Raw genomic sequence first — 14,838 nt, 5'->3', positions numbered from 1 at the left:
GGGTATTCCCCAGCAGAGCGGCGCCCATGGACCTCGTCATCGCCCGACCGGACGGCCTCTATTGCCCGCCCGGCGACTTCTACATCGATCCCTGGCATCCGGTGGAGCGTTCGGTCATCACCCATGGCCACGGCGACCACGCCCGGGTAGGCAACGGCCACTATCTCGCCACCTCTGGCAGCGCCGGCATCCTGCGCGCCCGGCTGGGTGCCGATATCAATCTCCAGACCCTGGAATACGGCGAGGTCATCGACCATCACGGGGTCAGGCTGAGCTTCCACCCGGCCGGCCATGTGCTGGGCTCGGCCCAGGTGCGCCTGGAGTACCGCGGCGAGGTCTGGGTGGCCTCGGGCGACTACAAGGTCGAACCCGATGGCACCTGCACCCCCTTCGAGCCGGTGCGCTGCCACACCTTCATCACCGAATCCACCTTTGGCCTGCCGATCTATCGCTGGCGTCCCCAGGCGGAGATCTTCGCCGAGGTCAACGAATGGTGGCGCGCCAACCAGGCCCAGGGGCTGGCCAGCGTCCTCTACAGCTATGCCTTCGGCAAGGCGCAACGCTTGCTGCACGGCCTGGATCCGGAGATCGGTCCCATCCTCGCCCATGGCGCGGTGGAACCGCTGAACCGGGTCTACCGCGAAGCCGGCATCCGCATCCCGGAAACCCACTACGCCGGTGACTTCAAGAAGAGCGACCCGACGCTGCGCCAGGCGCTGATCATCGCGCCGCCCTCGGCCGGCGGCAGCACCTGGATCCGCCGCTTCGGCGAGCACAGCGACGCCTTCGCCAGCGGCTGGATGATGCTGCGCGGCACCCGCCGCCGGCGCGGCGTGGATCGCGGCTTCGTGCTCTCCGACCACGCCGACTGGCCGGGCCTGCTGTGGGCCATCGAGCAGACCGGCGCCGAGCGGGTGATGGTCACCCATGGCTCCGTCGCCACCCTGGTGCGCTACCTGCGCGACAAGGGCCTCGACGCCCAGGGCTTCACCACCGAATACGGTGAGGAAGACGACACCCCCGTCGCCGCGGAGGCCCAGGCATGAAGGCCTTCGCCGAACTCTATGGACGCCTCGACGCTACCACCTCCAGCAATGCCAAGCTCGCGGCCCTGGTGGACTACTTCGGCAGCGCCCCGGCCGCGGATGCCGCCTGGGCGGTGTACTTCCTCGCCGGCGGCCGTCCGCGCCGGCTGGTGCCGACCCGGCAGCTGCGCGAATTGACCATGGCCCTCTCCGGGCTGCCGGAGTGGCTGTTCGAAGAGAGCTACCAGGCGGTGGGCGACCTGGCCGAAACCATGGCACTGCTGATTCCCACCGCCGACGCCGCCAATGCCGAGGGCCTGGCCTTCTGGCTGGAAGAGTACCTGCTGCCCCTGCGCGGCCTGCTACCGGAGGAGCTGGCCGAGCGCCTGCCGCCACTGTGGGGCCAGCTGGATCGGCAGAGCCTGATGGTCTGCATCAAGCTGATCACCGGCGAATTCCGCGTCGGTGTCTCCAAGCTGCTGGTGACCCGCGCCCTGGCGACCCTGGCGGACCTGGATCCCAAGCGCGTCGCCCAGCGCCTGGTGGGCTATACCGATCTCTCCCACCGCCCCACCGCCGAGGGCTATGCCCGCCTGGTCGCCCCGGAAAGTCCGGACGAGCATGCGCAGCGCGGCGGCCAGCCCTATCCCTTCTTTCTCGCCCACGCCCTGCAACTGCCGGAGGACCAGTTCGAGGCGCAACTGGGTCCGGCCGAGGACTGGCAGGTGGAATGGAAGTGGGATGGCATCCGCGCCCAGCTGGTCAAGCGCGACGGTCGCCTGTGGATCTGGTCGCGGGGCGAAGACCTGGTCACCGATCGCTTTCCCGAATTGCATCCCCTCGCCGAATCGCTGCCCGACGGCACCGTGATCGACGGCGAGATCGTGGTCTGGAAGGAAGACGCCGCGCCCGACGCCCTGCTCAGCAGCGAGGAAGTGAGCGAGCAGCAGGACGGTCGCGATCCGGCCGCGCCCATCCCCTTCGGCGTGCAGCCGTTCGCCCTGCTGCAGCAACGCATCGGCCGCAAGACCCTGGGCAAGAAGATCCTCGAGGACGTGCCGGTCATCTTGCTCGCCTATGATCTCCTGGAATGGCAGGGCCACGACCTGCGCAGCCAGCCGCAACGCCAGCGCCGCGTCGAGCTGGAGCGGGTGGTGGCGCGCTGCGCCAGTCCGCTGCTGAGACCCTCGCCCCTGTTGCACGGCAAAGACTGGCAGGACCTCGCCCGCCAGCGCGAGGCCTCCCGCACCCTGGGTGTCGAAGGCATGATGCTCAAGGCCCAGGATTCGCTCTATGGCGTCGGTCGCACCAAGGATATGGGTACCTGGTGGAAGTGGAAGGTCGATCCCTTCTCGGTGGATGCGGTGCTCATCTATGCCCAGCGCGGCCACGGGCGGCGCGCGAGTCTCTATTCCGACTACACCTTCGCCGTCTGGGACGGCCCGCCGGAGAGTAGCGAACGCACCCTGGTGCCCTTCGCCAAGGCCTACTCCGGCCTCACCGACGAAGAGATGCGCAAGGTGGACGCCATCGTCCGGCGCACCACGGTGGAGAAGTTCGGCCCGGTACGCAGCGTCGAGCCGACCCTGGTGTTCGAACTGGGTTTCGAAGGCATCGCCCTGTCCAAGCGCCACAAGAGCGGCGTCGCCGTGCGCTTTCCGCGGATGCTGCGCTGGCGCCACGACAAGCCGGTGGCCGAAGCCGACACCCTCGACATCCTGCAGAATCTGCTGGCCTAGCGATGGCTGGCCAGACAGCGCCGCCGGTGGCCGATGGCGCCATAGGCGCGCCGCGGGAACCGCGCTGGGCCCTGGCACTCGCCTGCCTGCCGGCCGTGGCGGCGATTCTGCTCGCCGGCGGCTGGACCGGGGCCTGGCTCCCCTGCGTGGTGGCCCTGGGTGGCGCCTACACCGTCGGCTTCGGCGCCTACAAGAGCTTTGCCGCCGAACCCCTGGCGCCCATGCTGGTGGCGGCGCTGGGCATGGCCTTTTCCGCCGTGGTCGGCTCCCTGCTGGGTCATCAGCTGCCGACGCTGGTCCTGGCCGGCGCCCTGTGGGCGGCCTGTTGCGCCTGGCTGTTCGCCGTGGGCAATGGCCCCTGGTGGATCACCCAGCAATGGACGGTGGCCCTGCTGGTGGCGGGCGGCTTTCCCGGTGACCTGCACCAGGCCCTGCTGCGGGGCGGCCTGGTACTCGGCGGCGGGCTGCTGCAACTGCTGCTTTTCGCCCTGGTGCAAAAGACACTCTATCGCTCCCAGTGGCGGCTGCGCACCGGCTCCCTCAAGGCCCACCTCAGGGACGTGGTGGTGCTGTTCGAGGACAGATTTCGGCTCGGCCGCTACGGCTTCTATGCCGCCGCCGTGGTCGCCCTCTGCCAGACCCTGACCGGCCTGCTCGATTACGGCCACGGCTACTGGGCGCCGATGACCGCGCTGCTGGTGCTCAAGCCGCGACTGGGCGACACCTGGCGGCGCGGCCTGGGTCGACTGGGCGGTACCCTGGCCGGTTGCCTGCTGGCGGGCGCGGTGGTCTGGCTCGACGATACCCCCATCGTCCTGGCCGCTGTTTGCCTGCTGTGCGCGGCGGGCGCCTATCTGCTGCAGGACGGTCGCTACTCGCTGCAGACGCTGTTCATCACCGGCACCACGGTACTGATGGTCGCCCTGGCTGGCGCCCCCGAGGCGAGCATCGCCCGCGAACGGATCGGCAGCACCCTGCTCGGCGGTTCGGTCGCCCTGCTCTTTCTGGCGCTCGAAGCCGGCGTCGCACGGATCATCGCCCGGCTTCAGCGGCGACGCCGGTTGCGCCAGGCGAACACCAGCAACCCCAGCAAAGCGCCCAGGTAGCTGCCATCGTGCATCCAGGCCGCCAACAGGAAACCTCTGCGGTCCTGAACGCAGTCCGGCATCCGCAGGACGCTGCCCAGGTCCAGCGCGAGCCAACCCAGGCCAAGGCCCAGCACGGCGCAGCCCAGCGCCCCGAGCAGCACGGTCGCGCTGCCGCGCCAGAGATAGCCGTCACCGGCAGGACGCCCGCGTGCCAGCCAGAGCAGCGCCAGGCCCAGGGGCAGTCCTGCCGCCGCGCCGGCCTGCAGGCCGACCCGGACGGCTCGCCAGCGGGGCGCCAACTCGCTATCGAGCAGCCCGAATTGCGGAAATTTCAAGCAATCGAAGTAATCCGGACCCAGGCCATAGCTGAGCTGGTCATGCAGCGCCCCATAGAGCGCGGCCAGGACGACCAGCGCCGGCAACCTGCCCAGGCTCCGCGCCACCGGCTAGCCCAGTGCCTTGTGGCAGCCGAGCAGGCCGGTCGCCGTCACCCATGGCCGGCGCACATGGCAGCGTCGATGGACGCTCAGCGCCTGAATCCTGCTGAAGGTCCAAGTCTTTTCGCTAAAGCTCATCTGGCTTCGCTCCCGTTTCCTTTGCACACAGCTGCCCACCGTTACTGCTACCGAACAGATAGGCTGTCTTGGCGAAGCGGGCCTTCTGCTACCTTTCTGCCCACCTTTGGCGCATGCGTATATTTTTAGACCCAAAGCGGTGCGTTCGTCCGCGCCGGGCAGGAAAGCCGCGCCTTTCCGGTGCATAATGCGCGCCGCTCGGCGGGGTCGGCTGCTACAGGATGTAACCAACGCGGCAACCGCGTACAGATTTGGGACGATCTTCGCCGACTGGTAAGCTTATTGCTCCCGCGAGGGCACGGGCGTCGTACTGGCGCCATGATTTCATCCACATTCGCACTAGGATCCGACATGAAAAAAAGCTGGCTGACTCTCTCTGCGCTCGCCCTGTGTCTGGCCGCCGGTTCGGCGATGGCCAAGGAATGGAAAGAGATCCGCTTCGGTGTGGATACCACCTATCCGCCCTTCGAATCCCAGGCCGCCGATGGCAGCTTCGTCGGCTTCGACATCGAGCTGGGCAACGCCATCTGCGAAAAGCTGGAAGTGAAGTGCAAGTGGGTGGTGAGTGACTTCGACGGCCTGATCCCCGGCCTGCGCGCGCGCAAGTTCGACGGCATCCTGTCCTCGCTGACCAAGACCCCGGCCCGTGCCGAACAGATCGACTTCTCCGACCTGCTGTGGTCGGGCCCCTCCTCCATGGTCACTAAGGAAGGCGCCAACCTGCAGGCCACCGCGGAAAGCCTGAAGGGCAAGACCGTGGGCGTGCAGCAGGGCACCATCCAGGAAACCTTCGCCAAGCAGAAGCTGGCGCCCAACGGGGTCAACGTCCAGAGCTACCAGAACCAGGATCAGGTCTATGCCGACCTGGTGTCCGGTCGTATCGACGTCGCCATGCAGGACATGCTGCAGGCCGAAGGCGGCTTCATGAAGTCGCCCCAGGGCAAGGGCTACACCAACACCGCCATCCACGACGAGTTGCTGCCGGCCGATACCGCCATCGGTATCCGCAAGGGCAACGACGAGTTCAAGACCTTCGTCAACAAGGGTATCGCGGCCATCCACGCCGACGGCACCTACGACAAGATCCAGAAGAAGTACTTCGGCGACCTGAACCTCTACGATCCCAAGTAAGGTCGGTTCGGCAGACGCCCCCGGTGCCGCCGGGGGCGTTTTACGTATGACCGCCGGCGCCCTCCGCGCCGGCGGCCTCACCAGGCGATTCCCCCAAGACGCATGCAGCAGAATTCCTTCGACTCCTTCTTGCAGTCCATCGGACTGGGCACGCTCAGCCTGCATGGCTACGGCCCGCTGATCCTGGAAGGCACCCTGACGACCCTCAAGCTCGCCGGCTTCGCGCTGATCGTGGCGGTCATCCTCGGCCTGCTCGGCGCCTCGGCCAAGCTGTCGCGCCTCGCGCCCCTGCGTTTCATTGCCCAGAGCTACACCACCCTGATCCGTGGCGTGCCCGATCTGGTGCTGATGCTGCTGATCTTCTACAGCCTGCAGAACTGGCTGGGCGCCCTCACCGACTACATGGGCTGGGACTACATCGACATCGATCCCATGGCCGCCGGTATCGCCACCCTCGGCTTCATCTACGGCGCCTACTTCACCGAGACCTTTCGCGGCGCCATCCTCGCCGTGCCGCGCGGCCAGGGCGAAGCCGCCCTGGCCTACGGGCTGAGCCGCTGGCAGACCTTCACCCTGATCACCTTTCCGCAGATGATGAGATTCGCCCTGCCCGGCATCGGCAACAACTGGCAGGTGCTGCTCAAGGCCACCGCGCTGGTCTCCATCATCGGCCTGGCCGATCTGGTCCGCGCCTCCCAGGAGGCCGGCAAGGGCACCTTCAAGCTGTTCTACTTCCTGATCGTCGCCGGCGTCATCTATCTGCTCATCACCGCCGTGACCAATGCCATCCTCGGGGCCCTGGAACGGCGCTATCACGTCGGCGTGCGGGAGGCCAAGCGATGATCGAACTCCTGCAGCAATACTGGAAACCGCTGTTGTGGACCGATGGCTACCACATCACCGGCCTGGCCATGACCCTCTGGCTGCTGGTGGCCTCGGTGGTGATCGGCTTCATCGTCTCGGTGCCGCTGTCGGTGGCCCGGGTCTCGGAGCGCCGCTGGCTGCGCTGGCCGATCGGCTTCTACACCTACGTCTTTCGCGGCACCCCGCTCTATCTGCAGCTGCTGATCTGCTACACCGGCATCTACAGCCTGGGCTTCGTGCGTGACCAGCCGATGCTGGGCAGCTTCTTCCGCGACGGCCTGAACTGCACCATCCTGGCCTTCGCCCTGAACACCTGCGCCTACACCACCGAGATCTTCGCCGGGGCCATTCGCAACACCCCCCACGGCGAGGTCGAAGCGGCCAAGGCCTACGGCCTGGATGGCTGGCGCCTGTACGTGCACGTGATCCTGCCGTCGGCGCTGCGCCGCTCGCTGCCCTTCTACAGCAACGAAGTCATCATGATGCTGCACTCCACCACCCTGGCCTTCACCGCCACGGTGCCGGACCTGCTCAAGATCGCCCGCGACGCCAACACCGCCACCTTCCTGACCTTCCAGGCCTTCGGCCTGGCCGCGTTGCTGTACCTGGCGGTGTCCTTCATCCTGATCGGCCTGTTCCGCCTGGCGGAGCGCCGCTGGCTGGCCTTCCTCGGCCCGACCCACTGACCCAAGCGGCCGCGCCTGGCGCGGCTCCGGAGTTGTCATGCGCCATCTCACCCATCCGCTGGTCGCCCCGGTCCCGGGCACCGAGCGCTGCATCCACAGCTTCCACTTCGGTCCCGCCGACAGTGGCCGCAAGGTCTATATCCAGGCCTCGCTGCATGCCGACGAATTGCCCGGCATGCTCACCGCCTGGCACCTCAAGCAGCGCCTCCGGGCGCTGGAAGCCGCCGGTGAGCTCCTGGCGGAGGTGGTCCTGGTACCGGTGGCCAACCCCATCGGTCAGGACCAGCATGTCGCCGACGTCCACCTCGGTCGCTACGAGCTGGAAAGCGGGCAGAACTTCAATCGCCGCTTCCGCGACATGACCGCCCAGGTCGAGGCCGCCATCAGCGAACGCCTCGGCGACGACGTGAGTGCCAACCAGGCGCTGGTGCGCGAGGCCTTCCGCACGGCCCTGGCCGCGGAATCCGCCACCACCCAGCTCGACAGTCAGCGTCTGACCCTGCAGCGCCTGGCCTGCGACGCCGAGGTGGTGCTCGATCTGCACTGCGATTTCGACGCCGTGGCCCACCTCTACACCACGCCGGAAGCCTGGCCCCAGGTCGAACCGCTGGCGCGCTACTTCGGTTCCGAAGCCAGCCTGCTCGCCACCGATTCGGGCGGCCAGTCCTTCGATGAATGCTTCACCCTGCTCTGGTGGAATCTCAACCAGCGCTTTGGCGAGCGTCTGCCCCTGGGCAGCCTGTCGGTGACCCTGGAGTTGCGCGGCCAGCTGGACGTGCGCGACGAACTCGCCGCGGCGGATGCCGAGGCCATCGTCAACTACCTGCGCCACCAGGGCTTCCTGAGCGGCACCGCCGCCCCGCTGCCACCGCTGCTGCAACCGGCCACTCCGCTGGCGGCCGTGGAGCCCGTGGCGACCTCCCAGGGCGGTGTGCTCGTGCTCAAGGCCCAGGTGGGCGAACGTATCGCGGTCGGCCAGGTGCTGGCGCAGGTCGTGGACCCCATCAGCGATAGCGTCGAAGAGGTGCGCAGCGCGGTCGCCGGCATCCTCTATGCGCGCTCCAATCGCCGCATGGCCACGGCCGGCATGGTGATCGCCCATGTGGCGGGCACCGAGGCCTATCGCAGCGGCTACCTGCTCTCGCCGTGACCCCTACCCCTTTTCAGCTGTGGAATTCCTATCCATGTACAAACTGACCGTCGAAGGCCTGCACAAGCGTTACGGCGACCACGAAGTGCTCAAGGGCGTCTCGCTCAAGGCCAAGACCGGCGATGTGGTCAGCCTGATCGGCGCCAGTGGCTCGGGCAAGAGCACCTTCCTGCGCTGCATCAACTTCCTCGAGCAGCCCAACGCCGTGACCATGACCCTGGATGGCGAGACCATCCGCATGGCCGAGGATCGCGGCGCCGTCCGGGTGGCCGATGCGGCCCAGCTGCAGAATCTGCGCACCCGCCTGGCCATGGTCTTCCAGCACTTCAATCTCTGGAGTCACCTGAGCGTGCTGGACAACATCACCCTGGCGCCGCGCAAGGCGCTGGGCATCAGCAAGGCGGAAGCCGAAGCGCGCGCCCGCAAATACCTGGACAAGGTCGGTCTGCAGCCGCGGGTCGCCGACCAGTATCCGGCCTTCCTTTCCGGCGGCCAGCAGCAACGAGTCGCCATCGCTCGCGCCCTGGCGATGGAGCCGGAGATCATGCTGTTCGACGAGCCCACCTCGGCGCTCGACCCGGAACTGGTCGGCGAGGTGCTGAAGGTGATCCGCGCCCTGGCGGAAGAGGGACGCACCATGCTCATGGTGACCCACGAGATGGCCTTCGCCCGCGAGGTCTCTTCCCAGGTGCTGTTCCTGCACCAGGGGGTGGTGGAGGAAGAAGGTCCGCCCAGCGAAGTGCTGGTCAGCCCGCGTAGCGAACGCCTGCGCCAGTTCCTCAGCGGCAACCTCAAGTAAGCCTGGGTCCCCGCCCCGGGGACCCTGCGCGACCCGGACGGCTCCAACCGGCCGGATTCGCGTCCATCAAGGCCGGGTGGCCTTAGCGGCGCTGCTGCTGGCGACGACGCTGGGCAGGCAGCTGCTCGCGTTCACGGCTGGGAATCGGGATGGCCTTGACCAGACCAAGTCGAGCGAGCAGGTCCAGCATCAGAGCTTGTATACGATCGTTCATGAAAACTCCTCGAGCCAGCGCTCAATCAGGGACAGCCTTGGCGGGCAGAGCTTGCTGCCCTCCTCCACAATATTGAGTCTTCTCGGGTCGATTCAATCCACCCACATGCGGTTGTTCGTCGCAACAGGGCTGCGCTTTGTCAAAAAGTGTGTCTTTTTCCGGCAGACAGCGCGGTTGCCGCTCTGACGCCAGCCTGGCGAACCTCCGCTGATTGTTATCGGAACCCATATCAAATCCGCCTGTCTTGATACCGGTAACGAGTTCAATTCTCGACACGAAAACTGACGAATGGTGAAAATATGCCGCCATCGTTGGTTATCATCGAGGGACGATAACGGGTTAGCCGCGGTTTCTCATCCAATAACAACGATGTCATCAGGGTGCTCGCACCTCGATGTTCTCCCTGCTTGTTGTTATCCCCATCACATCCTCTTTCAAGTTAGCGTGACCGGCACGGCAGGAGTGCTCCCATGACCAGATCCTTACCTTTCTTCATCGTGCTCGGGCTGCTGGCCAGTCCGGCGCTGGCGGCTAGCTGGGGCATGCAGCGCGAGGTAGGGGATTTCGATCTGAAGATGGGCACGGCGCCGTCACGCAGCATGGCCCAGGGCCTGGTTGCACCGAATTCCGCCGGGATGGGCGGTGGCTTCGATCTCACCCACGACAGCGGGCTGTATTTCGGCCAGTGGACGACCAACAATGCCTCGTCCGCGGATGCGCCGCTGCTGGAGATGGACACCTACGCGGGCTACAAGCACCGCTTCGCACCCGGCTATGGCTACGAGCTGGGCGTGATCAACTACAGCAACCTGATCCAGAACGTCGATCCCAGCCGCGAGCTGTATTCCGGGATGACCGTCTATGGCAAGCGCCTGGGCGCCGCCTTCGCCAATGACCCGGGGCGCCACAACGCCTCGGTCTATGCCGACCTGGGGACGCTGCCGCTGATCAAGACGGGTGTCTCGCTCAAGTACACCAACTATGTGCTGGATGTGCCCTCGACCCTGGACAGCGGCGGCATGGTGCGCAGCTTCAACGACTGGTCGGTGAATCTGAGTCGCAAGTGGGTGAACACCCTGTTCAACCTGACCTACAGCGGCACCAGCCTGAGAGGCGCCGACTGCTCGGTGTATTCGGGCCACAACACCTACTGCGACAGCGCCCTGATGCTCAAGGCCTCGCACCCCTTCTTCTAGTCGCTACTGCCGCAGCAGGCTGCGCCCGATGCCGACCTGGGGCCGTTCCCGCCCCAGTTGCTGCAGGGCCTGCCGCGCCCGCACCTGCTCCCCGGCTTCCAGCTCCACCAGCCAGCTGACCTTCGTCCCTACCCGCGCGGCGATGGGCACCCCGTCGCGATAGAGCAGGCGATTGCCGGCCACGGCGGGCACCTTGGCGCCGGGCAGCAGGGTACCGACCAGATTGAGCGGATCCAGCGCCGAGACGCACACCCACAGATCCTCCGCCGGGCGCTGGCGCCACTCGCGCAGGGGGGCGATGGCGGCCGGATCGGCGAATTGCTCGCCGGAGAGACCGGCAATGAAGCGACCACCGCGGATCTCGCCGCGGGCTTCCAGGCGATGGCAGGCACGCAGGAGATCGCGCCAGGGCGGCAGAACGGCGCTCTCCCGCTGCAGCAGCTGCCAGCAGAGCACGCCATAGCGGCGCAGCAGCAGCCCGACCAGGCGCTCCAGCAGCGCATCGGGCAGCCGCGCCTCGCCCGGCGCCTCGGCGGGCCGCAAGGCGACCCAGCGGCCGGCATCCTCCATCCCGCCATAGAGCGCCATGCGTCCACGGCGCGAACCGCTGCGACCGCTGCCGCGCTTGGCCGCCGGCTGCAGCAGGGCGCGCAGGCCGGCGAAGCTGTCGGCGTTGACCGCACCGGCCCCCACCAGCTCGCCCAGGGCCGTCTCCAGCTCGCTGCGCAGCAGGCGCGCCTCGCCGAGCAGTTCATCGAAGAAGGAGGCGCCGCGGCGCGCCAGCACCTCCAGCACCCGTTGCGCCTTGGGTGACAGCGTCTCGCTGCCGGTGGGCTCGGTCAGGCCGTTCCAATCGGCCAGGTGCCGCCGCGGCAGCAGGACGATGGGCGAACCCTTGACCGGTCCGCTACCGCCACGCCCCGCCTGGGGCAGGCGCAGCCAGACCACCCGACCGGCGCGACAGAGGTCATCGAGGTAGGTGAACTGATAGCTCGGCAGGCGACTGGGCAGGATCTCGCCTTCCCAGCCGGCGGCGGCGACCTCGAAACCTTCCAGCAGGCCGATCACCTGCTCCAGGCCCTCGCTGCCTCTGAGGGTCGCCGGACCGGCCAGATGCTGGTGCTCCAGCAGAAATCTCAGGTAGTCGGCCAGGGCTACCGGCTCGATGGCCTTGCGCAGGCGCCCCAGGGTATAGCGATGGATCCGTGCCAGCAGGTGGCGTTCGCACCACTCCACGCTACTGCCTGCCGCGGTGAAGCGCCCCTGCAGGACATAGCCCTCGCCCTGCAGGGCCAGCAGCGCCGGCGTGAGCTGCGCCGGCGGCAGCCCGAGGCTAGCCGCCAGGCCATCCTGGTCCATCGGGCCGAGGGCGGTGAGGCGCGCGCGCAGCAGCTCGACCAGGGCCGCCTCGGCATCCGCGGGTGCTGCGAAACCTGGCGGCGCCTCGAGCGCCGGTTCCGTGGTGGCTCCCGGAAACAGCACCTGAACCAACGGCAGTCGCTCGGCCGCGATCCAGAGGGTCGCCGTCGGCAGCCGCAGCCGCCCTGCCCGCCCGGCCTTGACCAGCTGGCGCGCCTGGGCCTGCTGCGGTGCGACTTCGGCCTCGGTGAGGAAGCCGACGCCGAGCAGGGCTTCGTGCAGGTCATCGGCGCTCTCCAGCCGCGGCCAGGCTTCCTCCCGGACCAGGGCGATGGCCGCCGGATCCAAGGCGCCCAGCTCGTCGGGATCGGCGCCGCCGAATCGACGATTCTGCACCGCCAGGGTCCGCCGCTCCTCGACGGGCGCGTCGTCCAGATAGGCATAGGGCTTGGCGGTGAGCACCTCGGCAGCCAGTGGCGAGGGTCCCGGCAGGTCGCGGGTCAGCAGGGTCAGCCGGCCTGCCGTGATGCGTGCCAGCAGGGCCAGCCAGCCGCGGCTGTCGAGGGATTCGTGCAGGCAGTCATCAAGGGTCTGGCGGACCAACGGATGCTCCGGCACCTGCCGCTCGCCGGCGAGATTTTCCAGGCAGGCCGCCTGATCGGGAAAGACCGTGGCCAGGAGGTCTTCGCTGCGCATGCGCTGCACCTGGGTGGCCACCTTGCGCCCGGCGTTGAAGCGCGGCAGGGCCAGGGCCGTGGTGGCGTTCCAGCGCCAGCGCACGGCGAACAGCGGGGCGTCGAGCAGCGCCTGGATCAGCACGGTCTCGGCGCTGGCCGGATGCAGATAGCGCCAGACCTCGTCGAGCACGAAGCTGTGGCTAGTCGCCAGCGACAGGATCAGGGCGTTCTCGGTCGCCGCCGCCTGCAGCTCGACATTGAAAGTGCGGCAGAATCTCTTGCGCAGGGCCAGGCCCCAGGCGCGGTTGATACGGCTGCCGAAGGGCGCATGGATGATCAGCTGCATGCCGCCGGCCTGGTCGAAGAATCTTTCCATCACCAGGGTCTGCTGGGTCGGCAAGGCGCCCAGCGCCAGGCGGGCGCGCCCGAGATAGTCCACCAGTTGGCGAGCGGCGCCCTCCTCCAGGTCATAGGCCGCGCCGATCCGAGCGATGGCCGGCTCCGGGGGCTCGTCAGCGCCGGGCAGCAGGGGTTCGAGCTCCGCGCGCAACCGCGCGAGCCCGGCTGACAGCTCATCGCTGCGCCCTGGCGCCTCGCCATGCCAGAAGGGAATGTTGGGCGGCTGTCCCTTGGCATCCTCCACCCGCACCTTGCTGCCCTCAATCTTGACGATGCGGTAGGCGGTGTTGCCCAGCTGGAAGACATCGCCCACCAGGCTTTCAAAGGCGAAGTCCTCGTTGACGCTGCCGACGGTATGGCCCTGGGGTTCGAGCAGCACGCTGAAATCGCCGCTCTCCGGGATGGTGCCACCGCTCATCACCGCGGTCGCCTTGCCGCCCCGACGGCCACGCAGGAGTCCGTTGACCGCATCCCGATGGACGTAGGCGGCGCGCGGACCGCGGCGATCCGTATAGCCCTGGCTGAGCATTTCCACCACGGCCCGGTAGTCGGCTTCGCTCAGCGCCGCATAGGGTTCGGCCTGGCGCAGCACGGCCAGCAGGCCTTCTTCCGACCACTCCTGGCAGGCGACCTCGGCCACCAGCTGCTGGGCCAGGACGTCCAGGGGCGCCACGGGGATGTGCAGGGTATCCAGCTCACCGCGCCGCACGCAGTCGAGCAGCGCCACGCACTCCACCAGGTCATCGCGCGAGGTGGGAAACAGCCGTCCCTTGGGCAGCCCGCCGACCTGGTGATTGGCGCGGCCGACCCGTTGCAGAAAGGCGGCGATGGAACCCGGCGAGCCGATCTGGCAGACCAGGTCGACCTCGCCGATGTCGATGCCCAGCTCCAGGGAAGCGGTCGCCAGCAGCAGGCGCAATTCGCCGCGCTTGAGGCGCTGCTCGGCGTCCAGTCGCTGCTCCCTGGCCAGGCTGCCGTGGTGGGCGGCGACCTGGGCATTGCCGAGGCGATCCGAGAGCTGCCGGGCCATGCGCTCGGCCAGGCGGCGGGTGTTGACGAACACCAGGGTGGTGCGGTGCGCCTCGGCCAGTTCGGCCAGGCGGTCGTAGACCAGCTCCCAGGCCTGGGTGGACAGCATGGCCTCCAGGGGAAGGGGCGGCACCTCCAGCGCCAGGTCGCGGGCGCGCTGGTGGCCGATGTCGATCACCGTACAGGGCCGGGGCTGACCCTGAGCATCGCGCCCGACCAGAAAGGCGGCTACGGCGGCCAGCGGCTTCTGGGTGGCGGACAGGCCGATGCGCTGCAGTGGCTGCCCGGTCAGGGCCTCCAGTCGGGCCAGGCTCAGGGTCAGGTGGCTGCCGCGCTTGCCATCGGCGATGGCATGGATCTCGTCGACGATGACGCCGCGCACGCTGGCCAGCATCCGTCGCCCGGAATCCGAACCCAGCAGCACATAGAGGGATTCGGGGGTGGTGACCAGCAGGTGCGGCGGCCGCCGGCGCATGGCGGCCCGCTCCTTCTGCGGGGTATCGCCGGTACGCACCGCCGTGCGCAACGCCAGCGGCGGCAGGGACCGTGCCTCCAGCGCCGCGCCGATGCCGGCCAGGGGTTCTTCGAGATTGAGGCGGATGTCATTGGACAGGGCCTTGAGCGGTGACACATAGAGCCAGAGGCAGGCCTCGGGCAGGCCGCCTTCCTGCAAGGACTCCTGCACCAGGCCATCCAGCACGGCGAAGAAGGCGGTCAGCGTCTTGCCCGAGCCGGTGGGGGCCGCCACCAGCACCGAGGCGCCGGCGCGAATGGCCGGCCAGGCCTGCAGCTGCGCCTCGGTCGGGGCGGGAAAGCGCGTGGTGAACCAGCTGCGTGGCGCTTCGTGAAAGTCCGCCAGGACGGTGGCAGGCGAATTCGAGGTCATGCGCCCAATATGGGAGTGGCC

General features: G+C 67.9%; 12 protein-coding genes. 9 read left to right on the top strand and 3 right to left on the bottom strand.

The window, feature by feature from the left end; all coding sequences use genetic code 11:
* The first annotated feature begins 26 nt into the window (after positions 1-26).
* From FHR73_RS03350 to FHR73_RS03340, 3 genes are read left to right on the top strand one after another with little or no spacing between them, the layout of a single operon-like run.
* Positions 27-1,046 carry a ligase-associated DNA damage response exonuclease gene (locus FHR73_RS03350; RefSeq protein WP_183629563.1) on the top strand — a complete coding sequence of 340 codons (1,020 nt, stop codon included), beginning with the start codon at positions 27-29 and terminating at the stop codon, positions 1,044-1,046.
* Positions 1,043-2,764, top strand: coding sequence for an ATP-dependent DNA ligase (locus tag FHR73_RS03345; RefSeq protein ID WP_183629562.1), 1,722 nt, complete (start codon positions 1,043-1,045; stop codon positions 2,762-2,764). Before FHR73_RS03350 ends, FHR73_RS03345 begins: the two co-directional genes overlap by 4 nt.
* Before the next feature lie 2 nt (positions 2,765-2,766).
* A complete protein-coding gene (locus FHR73_RS03340; protein ID WP_183629561.1) occupies positions 2,767-3,870 on the top strand; it encodes an FUSC family protein in 1,104 nt (367 codons plus the stop codon).
* Here the strand turns inward: FHR73_RS03340 and FHR73_RS03335 are convergent.
* On the bottom strand, positions 3,810-4,274 hold the full coding sequence (locus FHR73_RS03335; protein WP_183629560.1) for a hypothetical protein: 465 nt from the start codon (positions 4,272-4,274) through the stop codon (positions 3,810-3,812). The genes FHR73_RS03340 and FHR73_RS03335 overlap by 61 nt on opposite strands.
* Positions 4,275-4,778: 504 nt before the next feature.
* Here FHR73_RS03335 and FHR73_RS03330 point away from each other — a divergent pair.
* The 5 genes from FHR73_RS03330 to FHR73_RS03310 all read left to right on the top strand — a co-directional run bounded on the left by FHR73_RS03330 (position 4,779) and on the right by FHR73_RS03310 (position 9,057).
* Positions 4,779-5,558, top strand: coding sequence for a transporter substrate-binding domain-containing protein (locus tag FHR73_RS03330; protein WP_007158910.1), 780 nt, complete (start codon positions 4,779-4,781; stop codon positions 5,556-5,558).
* Positions 5,559-5,660: 102 nt separating this feature from the next.
* On the top strand, positions 5,661-6,401 hold the full coding sequence (locus FHR73_RS03325) for an ABC transporter permease (protein ID WP_133861065.1): 741 nt from the start codon (positions 5,661-5,663) through the stop codon (positions 6,399-6,401).
* Positions 6,398-7,108 (top strand): ABC transporter permease, encoded by a 711-nt coding sequence (locus FHR73_RS03320; protein WP_007158912.1) that lies wholly within the window; start codon positions 6,398-6,400, stop codon positions 7,106-7,108. The genes FHR73_RS03325 and FHR73_RS03320 overlap by 4 nt, the downstream gene beginning before the upstream one ends.
* Positions 7,109-7,145: 37 nt before the next feature.
* Positions 7,146-8,258 carry a succinylglutamate desuccinylase/aspartoacylase family protein gene (locus FHR73_RS03315; protein WP_183629559.1) on the top strand — a complete coding sequence of 371 codons (1,113 nt, stop codon included), beginning with the start codon at positions 7,146-7,148 and terminating at the stop codon, positions 8,256-8,258.
* Positions 8,259-8,292: 34 nt separating this feature from the next.
* A complete protein-coding gene (locus FHR73_RS03310) occupies positions 8,293-9,057 on the top strand; it encodes an ABC transporter ATP-binding protein (RefSeq protein WP_183629558.1) in 765 nt (254 codons plus the stop codon).
* Between the two features lie 82 nt (positions 9,058-9,139).
* Here FHR73_RS03310 and FHR73_RS22500 read toward each other — a convergent pair whose 3' ends face one another.
* A complete protein-coding gene (locus FHR73_RS22500; RefSeq protein WP_260175588.1) occupies positions 9,140-9,271 on the bottom strand; it encodes a hypothetical protein in 132 nt (43 codons plus the stop codon).
* A gap of 470 nt (positions 9,272-9,741) precedes the next feature.
* Between FHR73_RS22500 and FHR73_RS03305 the strand changes: the two genes are divergently transcribed.
* Positions 9,742-10,467, top strand: coding sequence for a TorF family putative porin (locus FHR73_RS03305; RefSeq protein WP_183629557.1), 726 nt, complete (start codon positions 9,742-9,744; stop codon positions 10,465-10,467).
* 3 nt (positions 10,468-10,470) lie between these two features.
* Here FHR73_RS03305 and FHR73_RS03300 read toward each other — a convergent pair whose 3' ends face one another.
* Complete coding sequence (locus FHR73_RS03300) at positions 10,471-14,817, bottom strand: DEAD/DEAH box helicase (protein WP_183629556.1); 4,347 nt, start codon at positions 14,815-14,817, stop codon at positions 10,471-10,473.
* Positions 14,818-14,838 lie beyond the last annotated feature (21 nt).

The sequence above is a fragment of the Pseudomonas sp. AS2.8 genome (assembly GCF_014190935.1).
GTDB lineage: Bacteria > Pseudomonadota > Gammaproteobacteria > Pseudomonadales > Pseudomonadaceae > Chryseomonas.
This window is presented reverse-complemented; position numbering and strand designations above follow the sequence as displayed.

What these genes read in the sequence shown, in the direction of transcription:
- FHR73_RS03305 (WP_183629557.1), top strand. Translation starts at nt 9,742, where the DNA reads ATGACCAGATCCTTACCTTTCTTCATCGTGCTCGGGCTGCTGGCCAGT.
- FHR73_RS03315 (WP_183629559.1), top strand. Translation starts at nt 7,146, where the DNA reads ATGCGCCATCTCACCCATCCGCTGGTCGCCCCGGTCCCGGGCACCGAG.
- FHR73_RS03330 (WP_007158910.1), top strand. Translation starts at nt 4,779, where the DNA reads ATGAAAAAAAGCTGGCTGACTCTCTCTGCGCTCGCCCTGTGTCTGGCC.
- FHR73_RS03340 (WP_183629561.1), top strand. Translation starts at nt 2,767, where the DNA reads ATGGCTGGCCAGACAGCGCCGCCGGTGGCCGATGGCGCCATAGGCGCG.
- FHR73_RS03310 (WP_183629558.1), top strand. Translation starts at nt 8,293, where the DNA reads ATGTACAAACTGACCGTCGAAGGCCTGCACAAGCGTTACGGCGACCAC.
- FHR73_RS22500 (WP_260175588.1), bottom strand. Translation starts at nt 9,271, where the DNA reads ATGAACGATCGTATACAAGCTCTGATGCTGGACCTGCTCGCTCGACTT.
- FHR73_RS03320 (WP_007158912.1), top strand. Translation starts at nt 6,398, where the DNA reads ATGATCGAACTCCTGCAGCAATACTGGAAACCGCTGTTGTGGACCGAT.
- FHR73_RS03300 (WP_183629556.1), bottom strand. Translation starts at nt 14,817, where the DNA reads ATGACCTCGAATTCGCCTGCCACCGTCCTGGCGGACTTTCACGAAGCG.
- FHR73_RS03345 (WP_183629562.1), top strand. Translation starts at nt 1,043, where the DNA reads ATGAAGGCCTTCGCCGAACTCTATGGACGCCTCGACGCTACCACCTCC.
- FHR73_RS03350 (WP_183629563.1), top strand. Translation starts at nt 27, where the DNA reads ATGGACCTCGTCATCGCCCGACCGGACGGCCTCTATTGCCCGCCCGGC.
- FHR73_RS03325 (WP_133861065.1), top strand. Translation starts at nt 5,661, where the DNA reads ATGCAGCAGAATTCCTTCGACTCCTTCTTGCAGTCCATCGGACTGGGC.